The organism is Nitrincola tibetensis, assembly GCF_003284585.1.
In the GTDB taxonomy this organism is placed as follows: Bacteria; Pseudomonadota; Gammaproteobacteria; order Pseudomonadales; family Balneatricaceae; genus Nitrincola; species Nitrincola tibetensis.
Genome location: NZ_QKRX01000004.1, coordinates 46006 through 67324 on the forward strand (window position 1 = coordinate 46006; position 21319 = coordinate 67324).

Annotated in this window: 19 protein-coding genes; 12 read left to right on the plus strand and 7 right to left on the minus strand. The window is 45.4% G+C overall.

The window, feature by feature from the left end:
- Positions 1-5: 5 nt before the first annotated feature.
- From tcdA to DN062_RS06605, 4 genes are read right to left on the minus strand one after another with little or no spacing between them, the layout of a single operon-like run.
- On the minus strand, positions 6-800 hold the full coding sequence (gene tcdA / locus DN062_RS06590; RefSeq protein WP_112158548.1) for a tRNA cyclic N6-threonylcarbamoyladenosine(37) synthase TcdA: 795 nt from the start codon (positions 798-800) through the stop codon (positions 6-8).
- Between the two features lie 11 nt (positions 801-811).
- The gene (locus DN062_RS06595; RefSeq protein ID WP_239995723.1) at positions 812-1051 is read right to left on the minus strand and encodes a hypothetical protein; all 240 of its coding nucleotides are present in this window, start codon (positions 1049-1051) and stop codon (positions 812-814) included.
- A 1-nt stretch (position 1052) separates the two neighbouring features.
- Positions 1053-1760: a DnaA regulatory inactivator Hda gene (hda, locus tag DN062_RS06600; protein WP_112158549.1), complete on the minus strand. Its 708-nt coding sequence runs from the start codon at positions 1758-1760 to the stop codon at positions 1053-1055.
- 3 nt (positions 1761-1763) lie between these two features.
- Positions 1764-2552 carry a DUF2066 domain-containing protein gene (locus DN062_RS06605; RefSeq protein ID WP_162301260.1) on the minus strand — a complete coding sequence of 263 codons (789 nt, stop codon included), beginning with the start codon at positions 2550-2552 and terminating at the stop codon, positions 1764-1766.
- Positions 2553-2712: 160 nt separating this feature from the next.
- Between DN062_RS06605 and purM the strand changes: the two genes are divergently transcribed.
- The 3 genes from purM to DN062_RS06620 are packed head-to-tail and all read left to right on the plus strand — an operon-like array spanning position 2713 to position 5164.
- Positions 2713-3774: a phosphoribosylformylglycinamidine cyclo-ligase gene (gene purM, locus DN062_RS06610; RefSeq protein ID WP_112158551.1), complete on the plus strand. Its 1062-nt coding sequence runs from the start codon at positions 2713-2715 to the stop codon at positions 3772-3774.
- Positions 3771-4415 carry a phosphoribosylglycinamide formyltransferase gene (gene purN, locus DN062_RS06615; RefSeq protein ID WP_112158552.1) on the plus strand — a complete coding sequence of 215 codons (645 nt, stop codon included), beginning with the start codon at positions 3771-3773 and terminating at the stop codon, positions 4413-4415. Before purM ends, purN begins: the two co-directional genes overlap by 4 nt.
- A gap of 23 nt (positions 4416-4438) precedes the next feature.
- Positions 4439-5164, plus strand: a complete 726-nt coding sequence (locus DN062_RS06620) for a DUF3108 domain-containing protein (RefSeq protein ID WP_112158553.1) — start codon at positions 4439-4441, stop codon at positions 5162-5164.
- An 18-nt stretch (positions 5165-5182) separates the two neighbouring features.
- On the opposite strand, the gene DN062_RS06625 is transcribed toward DN062_RS06620, so the two are convergent.
- Positions 5183-6397, minus strand: a complete 1215-nt coding sequence (locus DN062_RS06625; RefSeq protein WP_112158554.1) for an EAL domain-containing protein — start codon at positions 6395-6397, stop codon at positions 5183-5185.
- A gap of 157 nt (positions 6398-6554) precedes the next feature.
- On the opposite strand from DN062_RS06625, the gene DN062_RS06630 reads away from it, so the two are divergent.
- The 4 genes from DN062_RS06630 to DN062_RS06640 are packed head-to-tail and all read left to right on the plus strand — an operon-like array spanning position 6555 to position 11896.
- A complete protein-coding gene (locus tag DN062_RS06630; protein ID WP_112158555.1) occupies positions 6555-6926 on the plus strand; it encodes a response regulator transcription factor in 372 nt (123 codons plus the stop codon).
- Between the two features lie 4 nt (positions 6927-6930).
- On the plus strand, positions 6931-8967 hold the full coding sequence (locus DN062_RS06635) for a 3'-5' exonuclease (protein WP_112158556.1): 2037 nt from the start codon (positions 6931-6933) through the stop codon (positions 8965-8967).
- A gap of 6 nt (positions 8968-8973) precedes the next feature.
- On the plus strand, positions 8974-9168 hold the full coding sequence (locus DN062_RS18470; protein ID WP_133256751.1) for a hypothetical protein: 195 nt from the start codon (positions 8974-8976) through the stop codon (positions 9166-9168).
- Complete coding sequence (locus tag DN062_RS06640; protein WP_112158798.1) at positions 9158-11896, plus strand: ATP-binding protein; 2739 nt, start codon at positions 9158-9160, stop codon at positions 11894-11896. Before DN062_RS18470 ends, DN062_RS06640 begins: the two co-directional genes overlap by 11 nt.
- Positions 11897-11901: 5 nt before the next feature.
- Here DN062_RS06640 and DN062_RS06645 read toward each other — a convergent pair whose 3' ends face one another.
- Complete coding sequence (locus tag DN062_RS06645) at positions 11902-13035, minus strand: DUF294 nucleotidyltransferase-like domain-containing protein (protein ID WP_239995724.1); 1134 nt, start codon at positions 13033-13035, stop codon at positions 11902-11904.
- A 227-nt stretch (positions 13036-13262) separates the two neighbouring features.
- Here DN062_RS06645 and DN062_RS06650 point away from each other — a divergent pair, with 227 nt between their 5' ends.
- The 5 genes from DN062_RS06650 to DN062_RS06670 all read left to right on the plus strand — a co-directional run bounded on the left by DN062_RS06650 (position 13263) and on the right by DN062_RS06670 (position 19353).
- Entirely contained in the window at positions 13263-14678 is a 1416-nt protein-coding gene (locus tag DN062_RS06650) for a peptidoglycan DD-metalloendopeptidase family protein (RefSeq protein ID WP_112158557.1), read from the plus strand.
- A 91-nt stretch (positions 14679-14769) separates the two neighbouring features.
- Positions 14770-15528: a TSUP family transporter gene (locus tag DN062_RS06655; protein ID WP_112158558.1), complete on the plus strand. Its 759-nt coding sequence runs from the start codon at positions 14770-14772 to the stop codon at positions 15526-15528.
- A 91-nt stretch (positions 15529-15619) separates the two neighbouring features.
- The gene (locus DN062_RS06660) at positions 15620-16312 is read left to right on the plus strand and encodes a hypothetical protein (protein WP_112158559.1); all 693 of its coding nucleotides are present in this window, start codon (positions 15620-15622) and stop codon (positions 16310-16312) included.
- A gap of 253 nt (positions 16313-16565) precedes the next feature.
- The gene (locus DN062_RS06665) at positions 16566-17762 is read left to right on the plus strand and encodes a two-component system sensor histidine kinase NtrB (RefSeq protein WP_239995725.1); all 1197 of its coding nucleotides are present in this window, start codon (positions 16566-16568) and stop codon (positions 17760-17762) included.
- A 1-nt stretch (position 17763) separates the two neighbouring features.
- The gene (locus DN062_RS06670; protein WP_112158561.1) at positions 17764-19353 is read left to right on the plus strand and encodes an ABC transporter ATP-binding protein; all 1590 of its coding nucleotides are present in this window, start codon (positions 17764-17766) and stop codon (positions 19351-19353) included.
- Between the two features lie 65 nt (positions 19354-19418).
- Here the strand turns inward: DN062_RS06670 and DN062_RS06675 are convergent, their stop codons facing one another.
- Entirely contained in the window at positions 19419-21299 is a 1881-nt protein-coding gene (locus DN062_RS06675) for a SurA N-terminal domain-containing protein (RefSeq protein ID WP_112158562.1), read from the minus strand.
- Between the last annotated feature and the right edge of the window lie 20 nt (positions 21300-21319).

Below are 21319 nucleotides of genomic sequence, written 5' to 3' on the forward strand. Positions count from 1 at the left end.
AAGAGTTAAAGCTTGTGCATGCGTTGAAAGCGCGCTTCCATTTTCTTGAGCAAGCGCGCCACTGCAAAAAATGCGAAAGTGGCCGTCACACAGGTCGCTGCACCAAACCCACCTTGGCAATCAAGCTTCACTGACTGCCCGTGTTTAGGTTTTTGATGACAAACCTGTCCATCCGGTTGCGGATAGCGCAATTGCTCTGTTGAAAACACACAATCTACGCCAAATTTATCCGTCTTTGAAAACCCATAATGGCGACGTAAAACGGATCTGAGTTTCGCCGCTAAAGGATCTTGGGAGGTTTTTGTTAGATCATCCACCCTGATTTGGGTCGGATCGATTTGGCCGCCAGCTCCCCCTATTGTAATAATTGGCATTTTACGGCGACGACAATGGGCAATCATAACAGCTTTATCACGCACATTATCAATCGCATCAACAACATAATCAGCATCAGGAGCGATTAGATCTGCCACATTCTCTTTACTTAGAAATGCTGCGATCTCTATTACTTGACAGTCTGGATTGATATCTCGGATTCGAGCCGCCATCAAGGTGGTTTTTGGCTGCCCAACGGTGGATTGCATCGCATGAATTTGACGATTGGTATTGCTCGTGCAAACGTCATCTAAATCAATCAGCGTGATCTTGCCAATCGCAGTCCGCGCTAGCGCTTCTGCCACCCAGGAACCAACGCCACCAATACCAACGACAACAACATGAGACCGCGTAAAATGCTCAGTTAAACGCTCGCCATATAAACGCTGCGTCCCACCAAAGCGCAAATTAAAATCATCTGACACGTTTCTCTGCCTTAAAAGCTGTCGTCGGTTAATTCTGTGTATACAGGCTGACGGCACACTAAACAGCGGCCTTCAATTGTGACAATACCCTTGTACTCATATTCAATAGGCTGATCCATACCTAGATCGGCTTCAGCACAATGATCACACCAGGTATGCTTTAAAAAGTCTGCTTTATCTTCATTTGAACGCCCTTCAAAATCGCGCGCCACCATGCCTTCAAGCGTATCATTTAATGAATGTTGAACCACATTACCAACCCATAACTTGTTTAACGAAAGGAATTGTAATTCTACGCTGGGCACTTAAAGATGCATGATCCAACTTTTCGAGAACAGACAATAAGTGCGCCATATCGCGACTACCGTGATGTAACAGGTAACGAAGCACCTCTTGGCTTAACTCAAACCCTCTCTCTGCGGCTCTTGCTTTTAATGCCAATATTTTAGCTTCATCATCAATGGCATATACGTGTAATACCATTCCCCACAAGAGTCGTGACTCTAAATCAACCAGCTTTAGCCTCAAATGAGCAGGGGCTTTTTTCCCAGAGATTAATAGGGTTTTTCCAGCTGCACGCATTCGATTGTACAAATGGAATACGGCTTCTTCCCACTCTTTACGTCCAGCAATCAGTTCAATATCGTCGATACAGACCAGATCCAACTGATCCATATTTTCAAAAATTGAAGGATCGTGATCGATTAAAGTTGCAATAGGCAAATACACAGAATGTCGGCGATGCTCATCAGCTAGATGACAACAACTTTGCAAAAGATGCGAGCAACCATGACTGTGGCCACCCCAAAAATACATATATTGCTCACCACGTCCACTGGCCGCTTGCTCAAGCGTTGATATCAATAAACCGTTATCACCCACTACAAAGTTTTCAAATCGCGCTTCATCACGAAGGGCGATGCCAAGAGGCAATTGAACAGGCGCCTTAACATGAGTCATAACTTAGTTCCAATCAAACTCCAATGAGGATTGCCCTCTAGGCACCAGACGCTCAAACTCATTTAGCCCGTCGCTGATTTCTTCTAGATTGTCCACTTGCAATCTTAACACGACCACACCCTGACTGAACAACACTGGCTGTATCGCTGACCGATCAACTAACTCAGACAAGAGAGTCGTGAGTGCTAGATAACTTGCGGCATCATGAACCCCGTAAACACTCATCTGCAGACTGCCGACTTCTGGACTAGGCAACTCTACAAGGTCAGGATTCAATGTGGCTCCATCTACAGGAGCCGGGCTGACACTCAAGGCCTGGGGATCTTCGACTGCGACGACCTCTGCAACGGAGGATTGTTCTTGCACCCACTTCACAAGCAGATCGACCTGCTGCTCAACCATCCCACTTGTCTCAAAGGTGGCTTGGCTGTCTGGAGCGTACAACAACCACTGCGTTTTTAAATCAGCATCTTGATCATCCCAGTACCCAATCAACAATTGATCCGGCTCGTAGCGTGCCACACCTTGCAACAACGCTTGGATATCTGAGTCAATGGCATCTTGTTCACGTAACGCCTGCTGATCGGCAAGATCCATCAAAGGCAACAAGAAAGCGTATGTATCATTCGATTGCCTAACCAACGCTTGCGCAACCTCATGGGTTGGGCGCGCAAAAACACTCTGCTGGTCATTCGACTCAACCAACAAAACAAGAATTTTTTTGGGGACAGCTACTTCAGCAAAACTGACTTGGGCCAGCAAACTAAACACAACCACTAAAATCGCATTCAAAAAACTCCGCATAACGTTCGTTCGACACTCAATAAAGGCTGATAGCAGTGAATTAATTTATTTTCAACTTTAACACACAATAGCCCCTTCACCATCAACCTGATAAACTATTGTACTAAATTTCTATTGAGTCCATCCGGTTTTAAAGGTCAGGTACGTAATGTCAACAGGTTCTGAAAAAACTTCCCTAAGCTACAAAGATGCTGGTGTCGATATCGACGCAGGTAACGCGCTGGTCGAGCGTATCAAGGGTGTGGCCAAGCGCACAGCACGTCCAGAGGTACTCGGTGGACTGGGTGGTTTTGGCGCGTTATGCGAAATACCCGAAGGCTATAAAAAGCCAGTTCTAGTGTCTGGCACCGATGGCGTGGGCACTAAACTTCGCCTTGCTATGGATCTAAATAAGCATGACACCATTGGTATCGATTTGGTGGCGATGTGTGTGAACGATTTGGTGGTAGCTGGAGCTGAACCTCTTCTATTCCTAGATTACTATGCAACTGGCCGCTTAAATGTCGACATGGCAGCAGATGTTGTAACCGGGATAGGCAGAGGTTGTGAGCTCGCGGGTGCAGCACTCGTCGGTGGTGAAACCGCTGAAATGCCCGGCATGTACGAAGGCGACGATTATGATTTAGCTGGCTTTTGTGTCGGCGTTGTTGAGAAAGACCAAATTATCGATGGCTCTTCAGTTCAAGCAGGCGATAGCCTAATCGCACTGGCGTCTTCTGGCCCACACTCCAATGGCTATTCATTGATCCGCAAAATCATTGAAGTTTCTCAAGCTGACCTCCAACAGCCTATTGGCGATATCACCTTGGCTGCTGCACTACTCGAACCAACACGCATTTATGTCAAATCCCTGCTCAGTTTGATTAAACAAGTACAAGTTAATGCCTTATCCCACATTACAGGCGGCGGTTTACTTGAAAACATCCCGCGTGTTCTACCAAAATCCACGAAAGCCGTTCTTTTCACTGATAGCTGGGAACTTCCGCCCGTTTTCCAATGGCTACAAAGTGCAGGCAACGTAGAAACCCGTGAAATGCACCGCACCTTTAACTGCGGTGTCGGCATGGTTATCGCGGTACCGAGCCATACCAAAGATCAAGCACTCAGCTTACTTAAAGAGCTAGGTGAAAATGCGTGGGAAATTGGCGTTATCGAATCTGCTGATCCAGAAGAAGAACAAGTTGAAATGCGAGAAGGCCACACTGCATGACACAACGCATCGTTGTCTTAATTTCAGGCAGTGGCTCTAACCTTCAAACCCTGATTGATCACTCCCTAAAGGGTGATCTTCATGGGGATATAGTAGGTGTCATCAGCAACAAAGCAGATGCCTTCGGTTTGGTAAGAGCCGAAAATGCCAACATTCCCAACATGGTCTTAGATCATAAGATGTTTGAAAGCCGTGAGGATTTCGATCTTGCCTTGATTGAGCAAATAGACTCGTTCAAGCCAGACCTCGTTGTTTTGGCTGGTTTCATGCGCATCCTCAGTGAGGAGTTTGTTAGTCGCTACCAAGGGCGCTTGATGAATATCCACCCTTCTCTGTTACCTAGATATAAAGGACTCAACACTCATCAACGTGCACTAGATGCGGGGGATGCCGAGCATGGCTGCAGCGTTCATTTTGTTACAGAAGAACTGGATGGTGGGCCTATCATCATTCAAGCGAAGACACCAATTTTAATGGAGGATGATTCAGCCAGCCTTCAGGCACGAGTGCATACGCTGGAGCATAAGATTTATCCTTTAGCCGTGAGTTGGTTCTGCAGTGGTCGTTTACGCGTCACAGTTGATGGCGTTATGTTAGATGACAACTGCTTACCCAGCTCTGGATTTGAACTCAAAGTCTGACCGACAGTATTACGGGAGATTGTATGGGCGTAAGCAACAAGTGGTTAGCTTTAGCAACTCTACTGCTGCTTCTGAGTTTTTCATCGATGAGCTCAGCTCAAGCGCCCATCCAATCGCTTCAACCTTTCAAGGCGACCTATTCTTCGGAAATAGATGCCGCTCTGACCATCAGCGGAGAAGCCTCTCGTGAACTCACCCGCATGGATAACGGTGATTGGAAATTATCGGCTGTTGCCTCCGCAATGATGGCTAGAGCTGAAGAGACAACCCAAATTCGCTTGGCTGATGGCGTCATTCTTCCCATCCATTACCACTACCATCGCCGCATTCTAGGCAAACGTAGGACCGCGGAGCTTAAGTTTGATTGGGTTGAAAAGAAAGTCACAACGGATATTGACGATAAACCTTGGAAAATGGATATTTCACCCGGCGTACACGATAAACTCAGTTACCAGCTTCAAATACCGATTGATCTCGCAGCAGGAAAAACTCGGCTTTCCTATCCTGTCGCTGACGGTGGACGCTTACAAAACTACGTATTTAATGTTACAGGGCAAGAGCGTATCTCAACTCCGGCTGGAGACTATGACGCCGTTAGAGTTGAGCGTGACCGTGGTGAAAACTCTGATCGCGAGACATTCATTTGGCTTGCTCCAGAGCTTAACTACATGATTATAAAGCTCACGCAAATTGAACCTGATGGCAATCGCATGAGCTTACTGCTTAAAGAGCTTTCAGTGCACGAGTAATTCGGTGCACCTTAAGTCTCAAGACAATGCTGGAATCAGGTCACTATGGCAGGATATGAGAGACGCCAGACGTCCCTGAGATTTCCGCTCTTCTCGGATATCAACAAGCAAAATCCGCGCGTCATCTAACGACAAAGAAAGTGTAGAGCATTCTTGCCCTGTTTCCAGATCATAATAGGGCGAAGAACTCATAATACGTCGTTCAAAATCAGTGGCCCCTAATAACTGATAAAAATATGGCCTCCAGCTCCAATTATGGCCCGCGTATGCCGCATCTTCCACCCAAACACCCTGAGAGACGTCGTAGGTAAAGTTTGAAGAGATCTGGGTTCCACTGCGATTGCAGATATAAAACCGAAGAACATCAGGGTCTGGATGCCAAGTATTCAAGCTATCCGTTCCACCACTGAGCAATAAATCTTTTAACAACATTAACTCACTGTGAAGACCCTCAGTGTAGAATTGCCTGCGTGCAACCTCATCGATAGCCATATCCAAATGCTGACTGATCAACTCCATTGTTTGCGTTTTCATTGAATCCACATTCAAAAATTCTGCTTTTGCAGGCGAAAAGATGAACCCTTGAATATAGCTTGCATTGCAATGCAAGGCGGCAAAAAATTCATCCGGCGTTTCAACACCTTCGAAAATTACTTTGCACCCTAATCGTGCACTCATCTCCCCAACCGTCTGCATAAGCGCACTATGAAAGTGCGTTTTGGGTCCTGTTTGGAACATACGCATATCCAGCTTTATGAAATCAGGAGTAAATGCCAAAACCCGATCCATCTGCTGAAATCCAGCGCCAAAGTCGTCGTAAGCAATTTTGACCCCTTCTGAGCGATAGCGCTCGGCAAATAAACATATTCGGTCTAAATCACCATCCAGCTCTGTAATTTCGAGGACCACTTGTTCGGGTCGAACACCCACCTGCTTTAGCATCTCTAGGGTTGGCAACTCACCCGTTGCCGTGACGGAATTAATCCACTCAGGCGAGATATTCAGGGATAAAAACTGCCCCTGGCGCAACGAATTGAATTTCGTTAAGGCCTGCAATCGGATATCTCTATCTAAATTTAATCGCTCTTCACGGCTCAAACTTGGAGACGAAAATAAATTAGCCGCTGAAATAATCTGTCCCTGTACATCGGTGGTTCTAGCAAGGGCTTCATAGCCCGCCACTTCGCCACTGGCGATTTCAATAATAGGCTGAAACCAAGGGAATACGTTCATCTTAAGACCTTGTTGTGTAATGATTGACTGTTTCAATTATTCTAAAGGTGTTCATTAAGCAAGTCATAGGCCACTCTCATCAATTGGTATAGTAGACTTTCAACCTGACCGCCAGCGCACTAGACTGAATTATAAATAATTATAAAAGGAGTACAGCATGACTAAGGTGCTGGTAGTAGATGATGAACCGAATATTCTTTTATCGCTAGAGTTTTTGATGGAGCAAGCGGGATTTACCGTTTTTACTGCTGAGGATGGAGAAACTGCCTTGCAAACAATTCAAGAACTCGAACCAAACCTTGTCTTATTAGACATTAGCCTACCAGGTATCAGTGGTTTTGACGTGCTAGCAGAGCTAAGGAATGACGAACGCTTTCAACATCTACCTGTGATTATGTTGACGGCACATGGGCGAGAGGTTGAACGCGAAAAAGGCATGGCGTTAGGCGCTGATGATTACATAACAAAGCCTTTTTCAACACAAGCTCTGGTTCAAAAAGTCAGAAACCTCTTACACGAAACAGGTTAACATCATGCCAAAGCGTCAGCATTTACTCGGTATCTGGCTCGTCCTCACAGGCATTACGGCTTTAGTTTGCTTGGTTCTAGGGCTATTACTCGATTCCATTTTATCAACGTCGCCATCCCATCGCATAATGCTAGTGATTTTAGCCTGCATGGGCCCTACGCTACTGGCACTTGGAGGGTTGATTTTAGAACAAAAGCTCTTTGCTCCTTTACGACGACTGCAGGTACAGTTCTCTCGTTTGGTCGCAAACCCTGACGCCAACGATGACTTTGCACCAGAAGGTTGGTTGAAACATTTAGCTCCCGATTTAGAACACCTAAAAAAAGGCTGGCGAGAGGACCGACAGAAGCTCATTTCGGCAAGACAAGCTGGCGCTAAAGATGCCATGCGCATTCGCCATGAGCTTGAAGCTGTAGTTCAGTTTCTTGAAATCCCCTTACTCTTATGCGACCAACACCAGCGTGTTTTAATGCTGAACCCAGCAGCTGAGGCCCTATTTCATGACCACCCAGCCCTTGGACTCGGCCGCCACTTACAACAATTACTTCCCTTACCAAATCTATCGGAAACCCTTAAAAAACTTCCTCAAGATGGCAGTCCTAGACAATTGCTTCTACATCACGAAGGCAGGTGGCTTAGATGCAATTTACGCCGCGTGAAAGCCAATCAAGGTGAAGCTCTGCTGACTCTGGAAGACACAACAGAAGCGCACACCACTCATCAACGCTGGCGCCAACCTCTAGCAGAACTCCTGCCCAAACTTAGAGGACATGCCGCTACCTTATCAACCACGGCCGAGGCTCTATCCAGTGCTACAAATAATAGCCTCATTAAAGAAAAACTTGAAAATGCTATGCATCAAGAAAGTCAAAAACTGGGTGGTTTGATTGATCAACTTGCCCACCTTTTAGAGTCTTTACAACTCGATCAAGGCCGATTGACCGACACCTGGTCAAATGATTTTATCAGTGCGCTAGTGGATAGCTGGCAAAATCCGAATGTCGCAATGGTACCGATAGGCATTCCTGCCTGGTTTCGTGCCGACAGTCCAACACTATTAGCGATGCTTGAGCGCTTACTGCCTGAGTTCATTCAGACAACGCAGGCATCAAGCATAGAGTTTGAGATTTGCCTTGGCAATAAGCGTGTCTACCTTGATATTATCTGGAAAGGAGCTGCCTTGACGCAGCAAACATTAGAAGAATGGAGAGACTTACCTTTAAGTGAACAACCTCTGGCCCCACGTATCAGCGATGTACTCAACCAACACAATTCGGATTGGTGGTCGTTACCCGACCATGACCGTGAGCACGCTCGCCTTCGCATCCCTCTACCTGCGACCGATCGGCATGCAGAGCCCAACAAATCAATTAACCCAAGACCTGAATTTCATGATTTTAGCATCGCAGACCTCCCTGCCCCCAAAAGCGAATTAGCACATTTAAATCTCAACCAACTTGAAATGATTGTCTTTGACACGGAAACAACTGGACTTAAACTGCGATCAGGGGACACGATTGTCAGCATTGGGGCCTGCAGAGTTGTCAACGGGCGATTACTCGCAACAGAAAAATTTGATCAGCTCGTCAACCCCGAACGCCCAATACCTCCGATGAGTACAGCCATACATGGCCTGAATGATGAGGATGTTAAACACGCTCCACCCTTGAAAATTGTGCTGCCTCGTTTTAGAGCCTTCGTTGGTCAAGGTGTTTTAGTTGCTCACAATGCTGCATTTGATCTCTTAGCCATTCAAATGCATCAAGACGAATCTGGAGTTGAGTTTGACATGCCCATTCTTGACACACTGCTATTGTCACGTGTCCTTGATCCAGATATCGATGAGCATAGCCTAGATGCATTAGCCGAACGTTTCCAAATACATTTTCCGGCAGGCACCCGCCATACGGCTCTTGGCGATGCCCGCGTAACGGCCGAACTTCTGCTTACATTGCTTCCACGATTAGAGGCACGTGGTGTCCACACCCTTCAACAGGCACTCGTCTTGCAAGCGAAGGCAGAAACCATCAGAGTAGGCTAAAGCGCCATGCAAAAGAAAAGCTTATCCAGCCGCATGATCGCAATCGTCCTTTTATGTGGCCTGCTGTTTTCTCCACCGATCATTTTCTTGTTCGACACCCCATCAAACTTAGGACTGTCACGCCTAACCATTTGGATATTTGCCGCTTGGCTTGGCATTATTACTATCGCAGCCTATTTTTTGGAAACATCTGATGAGTGAAGCCATTATTCTCGTCTTTGCATTTGGCTACCTAGCACTGCTCTTCATCATCGCTGCTTTCGGCGACAAGCGTGCTGAACAAGGACGCTCCATCATAGGTTCTCCTACGGTATACACCTTATCAATTGCCGTTTATTGCACAGCCTGGACGTTTTACGGAAGTGTAGGCCGCACGACTGAAGCAGGCCCCAGCTTTTTATTAATTTATTTAGGCCCAACACTGGTCATGCTAAGTGGCTGGATGTTGATTCGGAAAATGGTTCGAATTGCTAGAGCTCAGCGCCTGACCTCAATAGCCGATTTTATCAGCGCTCGTTATGGCAAGAGTCAACGTATTGGCGCCATCATTACCATTATTGCAGTGATAGGCATCATTCCGTACATTGCGCTGCAGCTCAAAGCCATCACCTACAGCTACTCAATTCTTGCCGACTTTAACGCACCCGCAACAGACACAAGCCAATCAATGCTTTTCTTTGCCGATAAATCCTTTTGGATTTCACTCGTACTGGCCGTGTTTATTATTTTATTTGGAACAAGGCAACTCGATGCCAGTGAGCGCCATGAAGGAATGGTCTCGGCAATCGCTTTTGAGTCCTTAGTTAAGCTCATGGCTTTTTTAGCTGTGGGGATTTTTGTTACCTTTTATCTGTATGCAGGTCCTGTTGATCTATTTGAGCAGGCAGCTAACCACCCAGCACTCATGTCAACACTAGGTCTTGAGAAAGTTCCAGGCGGCGCGTCAGGCTGGGTTGGTTTACTGATTTTATCCATGCTCGCATTTATCACACTACCACGACAATTTCAGGTAATGGTAGTTGAGAATGTTGATGAAAGTCATATCAAACGCGCCTCTTGGATGTTCCCACTCTACCTACTGGCCATCAATATTTTTGTTATTCCTGTCGCCCTCGCAGGAATGATGTTAAATGACCCCAATCTAAGCCCAGATAGCTACGTCTTAACATTGCCGCTGATTGAAGGCGCTAAAACCTTACCGATGTTAGTATTTATTGGGGGCCTATCTGCAGCAACAGGCATGGTCATTGTTGAAACTATTGCACTCTCCACAATGGTGAGCAACCAACTGGTGATGCCAATTCTATTACGCTGGAGACGCTTGCACCTCGATCGACAATCAGACTTAAGCCCTTGGCTGCTAGGAATTAGACGCGTCACTATTCTATTCATACTGTTACTGGGCTATCTATACCATGCACTAATAGGGGAGTCCTACACGCTTGTTACCATCGGCCTGGTTTCATTCGCCGCTGCCGCGCAGTTTGCTCCAGCACTTTTACTAGGACTGTACTGGCGCGGAGCCACTCAAACCGCTGCAATGATAGGATTGTTAGGTGGCTTTACTGTATGGTGCCACACCTTATTAATTCCTGGTTTTGCCCAATCCGGATGGATTGATATTCAACTCATTACTGAAGGCCCTTGGGGTATCGAAGCGCTCAGACCCTACCAATTGTTTGGATTTGCAGGCTTAGACATTTATACGCACTCACTGTTTTGGAGCCTACTGGCCAACATAGGTTTGATCATACTGATTTCTCAATTCACACGACAAACACAATTTGAACAAACACAGGCTGCCATATTTTGTGGGGCACTTCAGCAAGATCAGCTCCATACACCCATGTGGCATGGACACACGAGCAGAGGTGAACTACATGAACTCGTCCATCGATACTTAGGCGCCAGTGCGACTGAACGACTTTTTGCTTCCTTCAGACATGAGCATCGAACAGATGAAGCTGAAGATCCCGCGTCGCCTGCCCTAATTAATGCCGCGGAAAAACAACTGGCAGGCTCACTTGGAAGTTCATCTGCACGCGTACTTATTAACTCGGTGGTGAAGGGTGAGGCCTTAGACTTAAAAGCTGTTTTGAGTATTTTAGATACAACATCACAGACGCTCGAATACAATCGTCGTTTAGAACAAAAATCAACTGAGTTATCCCTCATCGGCAAAGAGCTTCGTGAAGCCAATGATAGACTGAGAGAACTGGATAGATTAAAAGATGAATTCATTGCCATGGTCAGTCACGAGCTAAGAACCCCGCTGACATCAATACGTGCGTTTGCTGAAATACTTAGAGACACCCCCAGCATCACGTTAGAAAAACACGCTCACTTTTTAGATGTCATTGTCAGAGAAAGTGAGCGACTGTCACGACTAATAGAAGAAATTCTTGATTTAGCTCGCATAGAATCGGGACGCATGCAACTTAAGCCAGAACGCATTAATTTAATTGAATCCTTGCAGCAATCCATAGAGGCTGTCACTCGACTTTACGAAGAACGAGGCATTAGAATACAAGTAAATCTCTGTCTTGATGAAGCTTGGGTGATTGCAGACACCGATCGATTACAGCAGGTGATTATAAACCTGCTAGACAATGCGCGTAAGTTTGCAAACGCATCTAAGGGTGAAGTTAACGTCACACTAAATCAAAACAAGCGCTGCTTTCGACTCAGTGTTGAAGACAATGGTGAAGGGATTCCTAAAGATCAGAGGGAACTTGTATTCGAAAAGTTCCACCAAGTTGAGCAAGGCAATCAAACAAGACCTAAAGGACGCCCAAAAGGGACAGGCTTAGGCTTGCCTATTTGCCGCGGAATCTTAGCCCATATGGGCGGGCGATTGTGGATCGATGATCCTACGTCTCTTGAGGGTGCTCATATCATAATGGAATTACCAAAAGCGCCTGATCTATAGATTAATCAGGCGGAGATACGTGCTTTTTTTTGCAATTCCTTAATTGATAGCAGACTCAGTCTCAGCACCTGCTTGCTCATAGGATTTAGCGTTCGCATATCCACCCAACCGTCAATTGGACGACCATCCTTAAAAGCGCTAAGCTGTGAGTTAAGCAGCAAGTCTTGTAAATGATGCAAAGCGAGCAGCAACATCTCTGCTTGGGGTTGATGAATAACCCCAAGCTTCACCAAAGCGACCAAACGCGCTTGACAGCTCTGTTCCCTTATTCCCCTCTGTAGCGAAAGCAGTCTCAAAGCACCTTGTAAAGGCAATAAACCTTGCTTCTTTAAATTAATTGCATCTTGATGAGGTGCTTCTTTACCATCACCATGGAGACGTTCAAAACGATCCAACGCCACCGGAGTTTCATCCATCAATTCGCTCATTTCATGTAAAAACAGCCCAGCTCTTGGCATACGACTCAATGAATATTCACGAAAAGATTCAGCTAATGAACAGTCTCCGAACACCGGATTAAAATCCAACAAAATATTGGAAAATTGCACTTGGCGAACCGTTCTTCGCGACGTCCATAGCCTGAACTGCTCACACCACTGAGACAACGTTTTACGCCAAAGCGGCCAGCGTGCCATGACATGCCCCTTACACAAGGGAATTCCCACTTGGTCCAGTTTATCCGTAAAGCGTTCTGATAAAGTCTGAAACCAAAGGTCTATTTCACCATGTCGAGCATCTGGGTAATCTTCAATAATTAAAGCATTGTCTTGATCTGGATTTAATAAACTCTCACCTCGCGCGCCCGACCCCAAACACAGCACGCAAAATCGACAGGGAGCATCACCCCAGCCTTGCTGTTTCATCTCATCAATGGACTCCTGAATGGCAAAGCGATAGAGCCAATCATTGTGATCACTCAAAACTTGACTGATTTGCCAAGCGGGCAGATGTAACTCCATCAAGGCTTCAACAAGCGGGACTTGCAATGCCTTTACGCGTGTTACGTCAGACAGAGACATAGCACTCAACACCTCAGCAAGCCTTGATAACCAATCAGGCCAGCCTTGAGTATCAGGTAAACGAGTCTGAGAAAACAACATTCTCCAGCCCAACGCAGGGGCACGTTGCGTTTCTAACATGTCGATGTTCCTTAATTATTATTCGCTAGGTATAACGCCTAAACATCCAGCTGTCTTTTAGCCTCTAGTCTTATGCACCGCTCTGCTGCTTTGAACTGGACTGATTCTTGATATAGATCACAAATACAAGATAAATCGCTCATAAGATTGCAATTACCTCATTAATAAAGTGATAATGGCACCAAATTTTTGGTTTGTCGTATTAATTGCAGGATTGTGGATTTGTTATGCAATTGAGAAAAGTTAATTTACCTAAGAGGTTGGCATCAGCTCTGCCTCTACCACATTTATGCGCATTGCTGATCGCTATTTTTTTACTGGCTTTTGCTTTTTTTATGCCAGACACACCAAGCAATGACACTTCACTAAATGACAGCTCAATCAGTTTCAATACCCATGATGATCAACAAGACTTCTCTCAAGATATACGTCTTGATGCTGAGTTTAGTGATATATTTCACGACGAAAATGTTCTCACATTTGAACACGAGGTCGCACTAGAAGTTGTCGAAACCGCTCAAGAAGAGCCCGGTATTGTTCGCTATTCAATTGAAGCTGGCGATACACTTAGCTCTATTTTCGATAAGTTTGAGATCGGCCAAACGATCATGCATCAAATCCTGGCAGCAGACGAACAGGTACTTGCCTTAGACATTATTCGTCCAGGACACCACTTAACCTTCCGTAAAGATCTTGAAACATCTGATCTACTTGAGATGGAGTTCTTTATTCATGCAGGCAATCGAGTTATTTATCGTCGTGTTGACGACACCATGTTTGAATTTGAAGAGTTAATTAACCCAGGTGTGTGGGAACAAGAGATTATTGCAGGCGAAATTTACGGTAGTTTTTATGTTTCGGCTATTCGGGCAGGTCTGACCAAATCGGAAATTCTTGAGGTGAATAAACTCATGAGTGAACAAATCGATTTTAACAGACAGATTCAGGCGGGTGATCGATTTCAGATCGTACGCAGTTCACAGCGAGTGGACGACGAACACACAGGCCAATCGACTATCGAAGGCATTCGCTTACAACAGAACAGAACCACCTATACCGCCTTTTTGTTTGAAGACGGTAACTATTACGATGCAAAAGGTGAAAGCCTAACGCGCGCGTTCCGACGTATCCCTCACGATCAGAACTTCCGCATCAGTTCACCTTTTAATCCAACACGCCTTCATCCAGTTACCCGTCGTGTTGCGCCTCACAATGGAACAGACTTCGCCATGCCAATCGGCACCCCTGTTGTCAGTATCGGAGATGGTGTTGTTACACGCGTCGAAAACCATCCGTTTGCAGGCAAATACATCGAAATTCAACACGGCTCTACCTACAAGACCCGTTATTTACATCTAAATCGTCAGTTGGTTAAACGCGGCGACACCGTTAAACGCGGTCAACGCATTGCTCTATCAGGCAACACAGGACGTTCAACAGGACCACACCTCCACTTCGAATTACATGTTAATGGCAGACCTGTGAATGCCATGACAGCCAACCTTCCGATGGCACTCTCTGTCCCTAGAGAACAACTTGCCAAATTCAACCAACGGGTTGAGCAGCTGGTTAGCGTTATGGAAGTGGCCAGTCAGGAGCAAATTGCTATGCGCTCACAAAATGCCAACCAACCCGGCAGCTAAGTTGCGATCAAATAGACTCCCTGCACAGCTCTCGTAAATCCGGCATAACAATGAGCCTAGCCGCTCTCTAGACCACTAAGAAAAGCCAATAATGGAACTCGATTTATCCATTCTCATTTTACTTGGACTTGCCGGATTCGCTGCTGGGTTTGTAGATTCGATTGCTGGCGGTGGTGGATTAATCTCAATTCCTGCCCTCTTAGCAACAGGCATGCCGCCAACAATGGCCTTGGCAACAAATAAGTTACAAAGCAGTTTTGGAGCCTTTACCGCCACATTATATTTTTGGCGAAGAGGCCTTATAAAACTATCAACAATGAAGCTTCCCATTCTCTGCACGTTTGTAGGCAGCGCCTTAGGAACAATTCTTGTGCAGCGTGTTGACTCTGGCTTCTTAAGCCAACTACTGCCTTTTCTATTAATGGCATTCGCCATCTACTTCTTGCTGTCACCTCGAATATCCAATGACGATAGTGAACGACGCTTATCACACTGCGCCTTTGCATTGCTGATAGGAACAACCGTCGGTTTTTATGATGGATTTTTTGGACCGGGCACAGGCTCATTTTTTGCGTTTGCATTTGTTGCTCTTGCAGGCTTTGGCTTAGTGAAAGCCACAGCGCACACCAAGCTCTTGAATCTTACCTCCAACCTTGCATCTCTCCTTTTTTTCACATTTGCTGGCCAGGTCCTATGGAGTGCAGGCTTAGTCATGGCGGCGGGGCAAATAATAGGTGCCCGCCTAGGCTCTAAACTGGTCATTAGCCAAGGTACCCGCTTAATAAAACCCCTGCTTGTCAGTGTCTCAATGATTATCTGCGCACGCTTAATTTGGCAGCAATACGCCTAGACCTCCCCGAGTATTTGAATAAGATTGAAGAAAACATGGCAAGATGCTGTTAATATTTAGTCTGGAATTTTTTTACACGTAGGTTACGCGCATGATGACTTTCGAGAAGCGTTTATTTTCTATTTTAGTGAAACCCTCTACACGCTTATCATCAACCAGACATCTCTCTACTTTAGCGACACTGTGTATCGTATCGCTCTTTTTGACGCCAATCCAATCTTTGGCACAGGGCTCCCCCGCAGGGTTTCGTATACTAGCAACCCCTCAAGTTCTTTCACATCCTCAGGGTGGAGAGCTTCTCCAAGCGTACGTCCCTGCCAACTGGCACTCAGTCTATCGCGAGTGGCTCAACAATCGTGGCGTGGATGAACTCGTTCCTCAAGAGCAAAACCTCCTTAACTGGAAACAAATGCTCGCGTTCCAAGTCATCGACAATCCAGAGCTATCGCCCCAGCAATATCTTAATGAACTAAAATCAACACTCACTAAAGAGTGTCGCTTCACCCATTCACAACCCTTACAGGCAATATCACAACCTCGTTATTCAAGTGCGATGATGATTAGCTGGTGTGGACAAGTGCTTGATGCGGTTTGGGGAGAAATTATTCTAACACGCGTAATTCAAGGAGAATCGACGCTCTACACCCTCAGCAAGTCTTGGAGAACCATTCCCTTTTCTTCAGTGAACGAAATAGGATTACCCAATTCTGAGGTACAACATTGGCAAACCATATTGAATCATTCAAGCGTTTGCAATATGCGCCATCAAACCTGCGCACAATAAAAGGCAATAACATCAACACCTGTTGTACTCTGTAACCAATGCTAACATCTCGAAAGGAGACGGGGCTGCCCCATCGCATACTATGAGACATATTTACTTAAGCTGCCTACTTATCCTAATCAGCCCGCTTGCCCAAGCAAGCTTGATCAACTACTTCAAAACAGCTGATGGCCGCACTAACTGGCAATATATTGCAAATTTTTCTAGCGGTGTTCTAATAATACTTCTGTCGGTGGTGGTTTTTTTTCTCTTCATGACTTGGAGGAAAGCATTTAAAACGAACAAAGAGCTGACCCTAATCAGGGGGCAGTTAGAAGAGCGCGTTGCTCAACGCACCTCCGCACTAAAAGCCTCTCAAGCCTATTTAGACGACATTCTGTGCTCACTACCTCTGATGCTCATAGGTTTAGATAAAAACCATCTCATTACCCAGTGGAACAACAAGGCAGAAGATATTTCCGGAGTCAGTCGTGAAAAAGCGTTGGGTTCACCCTTATGGGACACCTACCCCACATTAAATATCACAGAAGAGCATTTGAATAGCGCACTTAAAAGTCAAGAAGCTATCTATATCAAACAAAGCCAAAATGGTCTTTACTATTTCAACATTACAATTTATCCCTTACAAAATCAGATGGATGCAGGTGTTGTTATTCTAATTGACGATGTAACCCAAAAGATTTTAGCTGAAAACATGTTGATTCATAATGACAAAATGTCTTCTATGGGAGAGCTAGCCGCTACGATGGCGCATGATATTAATGCCCCCTTACAGGGAATACTCTTAGATTTATCAAGCTTTCAAGGCTTACTGACATCCGGCCAACTGATGGCGGAAAACTCCTCATGCGGTAAAGAAGTGCAGCGACTCAACCACCTTTTGGAAGACGCATCGGAAAAAGGTCGCAATGTGACAGCGATCATTAATAACCTGCTAACCTTCGCACGCCAGCGCAGTGATATTCGTCAAGCTGCTGATCTTACTGAAATTACTCAACATGCATTAACGCTAGCGGGTGATGTACTCACTTCATCTAAATACCTGAATTTTTCGGAAATTCGTATTGAAAAAGCATTTGATACCAACTTACCGAAAGTAGCCTGCTATATCATTGAGATGCAGCAAGCACTGCTAAGCTTATTCAGGCACACCTATGACGCACTCATTGCAGCACGTACAACCGACCCTCTTATTCGAATAGAAATCAATCTAGTATATGATGCAATCTGGATAAAGATTCATCACAACGGCGCCACTTTATCCGATGATGAGCAAATGACACTCTTTGAACCTTTTTTTAGCAACCCATCTGATTCAGGTAGTGAGGACATGAGTAAACGCCTATCCTTTGCTCACTTCATCATTACCGAACAGCACCAAGGGCATATCGCTGTGACCTCTGATCCTAAATATGGCACAACGTTTAATATCCAGCTACAGGCACACTAATATGAAGGATACATCTCTGATCTCCTTGAAGAACCTATCAATTGCTTTTTCAGGTAAAAAAGTGGTTGATGATGTTAGCTTTGAAATAGCACCTGGTGAATGCTTGGCATTAGTTGGTGAGTCAGGTTCTGGGAAATCAGTGACGGCTTTGTCGATTTTACAGCTATTGCCTAAAAACATAACCCGCTACCCAAGCGGTGAAATTCTCTATCGTGGTGAGTCATTACTCAACGAATCTGAAGAGCGTCTAAGGGATTTTCGAGGAAATAAAGTAAGCATAATTTTTCAAGAACCTATGACTTCACTCAACCCCTTACATACGGTTGAAAAGCAATTAGCAGAGTCTTTACAACTGCATCAAGCATTGAAAAAAGCGGATATAAAATCTCGCAGCTTAGATTTACTTCAGTTAGTCGGAATCCCTTCCCCAGAAAAGCGCCTCAAACAATACCCCCATGAGCTTTCTGGTGGACTGCGTCAGCGTGTAATGATTGCAATGGCCCTTGCAAATGAGCCAGAACTTTTGATTGCTGATGAGCCAACGACAGCCTTAGACGTGACGATTCAAAAACAAATACTCGAACTGTTACGCACACTGCAAACAAAACTAAACATGGCCGTACTGCTGATTACCCATGATCTGGGTGTTGTAAAGCATTTTGCAGACCGCGTATGTGTCATGCACCAAGGCAAGCTTGTTGAAACTCAAACCACCCAATTATTATTTGATCAACCGCAAGAAAGCTACACACAAAAATTATTGTCCGCAGACCCTTCTGGCCAAGCTCACCCTCTGAAGCCTAATAGCCCTGTAATTTTGAAAGTGAATCAATTGGACGTATGGTTTCCAGTTTACAGTGGATTATTTAAACGAATTACCAATTATCACAAAGCCATCACTGGCGCTCATTTTGAACTCAGAAAAGGAGAGACGCTTGGCATTGTTGGTGAGTCTGGTTCTGGTAAAACCACCTTAGCACTTGCTGTCTTACGCTTAATCCAATCATCTGGCGAAATACATTTTCAATCCAATGCTCTGCACACACTTAAACAGAAGCAGATAAAACCCTTACGAAAACAAATGCAAATTGTGTTTCAAGACCCATTTGGCAGCCTAAGCCCTCGAATGCTGGTCGGTGAGTCGATCGCTGAAGGACTTGAAGTTCATGGTGTTAAAGACCCGAATGATATTCGTCGGCGTGTTGAAGAAGCATTGGTTGATGTTGGCTTAGAACCTTCATCTGCCGAGCGTTACCCTCATGAGTTTTCTGGTGGCCAACGTCAACGCATTGCAATTGCCAGAGCCTTAGTTCTTCGCCCTGACCTTATCGTACTAGATGAACCTACCTCGGCTTTAGACCGTACTGTGCAAAGACAGATCGTCGAACTCCTTAGAGAATTGCAAAAGCGTTATGAGCTAAGTTATCTATTTATCAGCCATGACTTGTCCGTTGTTAAAGCGCTGAGTCATCGCGTCATGGTCGTCAAAGACGGAATAACGGTTGAATCAGGGCTAACAGAAGACGTGTTTGCATCACCTAAACACCCCTATACACAGTCATTGATGAAAGCGGCCTTCGCCCTTCACTAACCCCCATACGAAAAACCCCAACACTTGGTTGGGGTTTTTATTAAAACAAAAGAATGATACCTACCTCAGTTGCGCTCAATCGTTGCCGCTTGACGCAAACCTTCTACACGACCTTCATACTCTATCTGTCCTTGATTTGACCCTAGGAAAGATAGCATAAATGCCATTTCATCTTCCGTTAAATCGGCTTCAGCTCGATTAACTTCATCCAATCTCAATAAAGCAAAATTACCATTTCGTAAGGTTATAACCTCAAATGCTGGCAATTCTTCGGAGTTCATAGCAAAAGCAGCATTGCGTATTTCTGAAGAAACATCTTGAGCCCCACGATTTACACCTGTGATTTCAACCCAGGAGTAATCATCACTCATATCCGGCGGAATCTCACCCTCTTTAAAACTGGCGAGCCAAGCATCGGCTTGAGCACGAAGCTGCTCTTTGGCAATTTCGGTAATCAGCTCAAGTTCGATTGAGTCTTTTGCCTCCTCAAATGTCACCTGCCGTGATGGCTGATGTTGATTCAAGCGCAAAACTACGGCTCGTTCACGATCCAATTCGATTGGCAGGCTATTTAGTCTGTCTCTTAGCACATCTTGACTAAAGGCTACTTCTACGACGCGAGGATGCCCACCTAACAAGCCCGTACCACCCTCTCTCGATATCGCTTCAGATGTTATGACCTCTAAACCTAACTCTTCAGAAGGTGCTATGAGATCAGCTGATGAAAACGACAAATCAGCCAAGCGCTCTAGTGCTTCAACATAGAAACGCTCCGCATCCCGCTCCGCAATTTCATAACGCAGTTCCATCTCAAGATCAGCCCGAGTAGGCATTTCCTCTTGCTTCACACCTTCAAGTTTAATTAGGTGATAACCAAACTCCGTTTGAATAGGTTCAGAGATACCACCTACGGTTTCCATAGCAAACAGTGTTTCTGCGAAGGGGCCAACCAACATGTCACGAGACATGAAGCCTAGCGCTCCTCCTTCAGAAGCCGAACCTATATCATCAGAATAAATTTGGGCTAAAGTCGCAAAATCCTCGCCCTCCTCTAACTTCAACTTCACTTCCTGAATTCTGGCCAACGCAGCCAACGCATCTGTTTGCTCATCAACCTCAATCAGAATATGAGCGGCATCACGCAACTCTTCACTTCTGAACTCAGCTAGAGCCTGCTGGTAAAGTGATTCTACTTCCGAGTCACTTACTTGACCAGGATCAACGAAAGCCGCTTTTTCGAGCAAAACATAATCCAGTATCACACGCTCTTCAGTCTGTAATGAACCAGCATTCTGATCATAGCGCGCACGGATTTCTTCCTCAGTCACGCTGACTTGATTCAAAATTGGCAACAACGAAAGACTGACATATGCGAAGTCCCGAGTCTGCTGATCCAGCGAAACGATACGCTCTATTTCAGACCTAGTCATAAATGAGGACAGCACATAGCCCGCTCGCTCTTGATCAATCAGAGTTTCTAATCGCAGCAACTCACGATAGGTCAATGGAGTGAAGCCTGCACTGCGCAAAACCAGTTCAAATTGATTTCGATCAAAACGGCCATCCACTTGAAACTGAGGTGTATTGACAATCAGCTGATCCAACATTTCTTCAGAGAAGAAAAGTCCTTGTTTTTCAACTGACTGAGAAAGCAGAGAGCGCTCTATCAAGCTTTCTAACACCATACGATTAAGTAGATTGTCATCCAGCATTGTAGGATCCGCATCCGGCCCCATTTGTGACAGTATTTGGCGGCGCTGCAACTCAACACCTCGCATAAGCTCTTGAGTGCTAACAGCCTCTCCATTCACTGTTGCTATTGGCTTTTCAGATGAACCCAGTCCAATCAGTGACTCAACACCAAAAAGTGCAAACGTCAGAGCGATCAGACCTACGATAATTTTGGCAATTATACCTTTTGAGTTGTCCCTTATGGATTGAAGCATTGTTCGCAATACACCTTAGT

Coding starts and splice junctions, on each gene's coding strand:
- DN062_RS06655 (WP_112158558.1), top strand. CDS start 14,770: ATGGAACTCGATTTATCCATTCTCATTTTACTTGGACTTGCCGGATTC.
- DN062_RS06635 (WP_112158556.1), top strand. CDS start 6,931: ATGCCAAAGCGTCAGCATTTACTCGGTATCTGGCTCGTCCTCACAGGC.
- DN062_RS06660 (WP_112158559.1), top strand. CDS start 15,620: ATGATGACTTTCGAGAAGCGTTTATTTTCTATTTTAGTGAAACCCTCT.
- DN062_RS06645 (WP_239995724.1), bottom strand. CDS start 13,035: ATGTTAGAAACGCAACGTGCCCCTGCGTTGGGCTGGAGAATGTTGTTT.
- purM (WP_112158551.1), top strand. CDS start 2,713: ATGTCAACAGGTTCTGAAAAAACTTCCCTAAGCTACAAAGATGCTGGT.
- hda (WP_112158549.1), bottom strand. CDS start 1,760: ATGACTCATGTTAAGGCGCCTGTTCAATTGCCTCTTGGCATCGCCCTT.
- DN062_RS18470 (WP_133256751.1), top strand. CDS start 8,974: ATGCAAAAGAAAAGCTTATCCAGCCGCATGATCGCAATCGTCCTTTTA.
- DN062_RS06650 (WP_112158557.1), top strand. CDS start 13,263: ATGCAATTGAGAAAAGTTAATTTACCTAAGAGGTTGGCATCAGCTCTG.
- DN062_RS06620 (WP_112158553.1), top strand. CDS start 4,439: ATGGGCGTAAGCAACAAGTGGTTAGCTTTAGCAACTCTACTGCTGCTT.
- DN062_RS06630 (WP_112158555.1), top strand. CDS start 6,555: ATGACTAAGGTGCTGGTAGTAGATGATGAACCGAATATTCTTTTATCG.
- DN062_RS06625 (WP_112158554.1), bottom strand. CDS start 6,397: ATGAACGTATTCCCTTGGTTTCAGCCTATTATTGAAATCGCCAGTGGC.
- DN062_RS06665 (WP_239995725.1), top strand. CDS start 16,566: ATGACTTGGAGGAAAGCATTTAAAACGAACAAAGAGCTGACCCTAATC.
- DN062_RS06670 (WP_112158561.1), top strand. CDS start 17,764: ATGAAGGATACATCTCTGATCTCCTTGAAGAACCTATCAATTGCTTTT.
- DN062_RS06675 (WP_112158562.1), bottom strand. CDS start 21,299: ATGCTTCAATCCATAAGGGACAACTCAAAAGGTATAATTGCCAAAATT.
- purN (WP_112158552.1), top strand. CDS start 3,771: ATGACACAACGCATCGTTGTCTTAATTTCAGGCAGTGGCTCTAACCTT.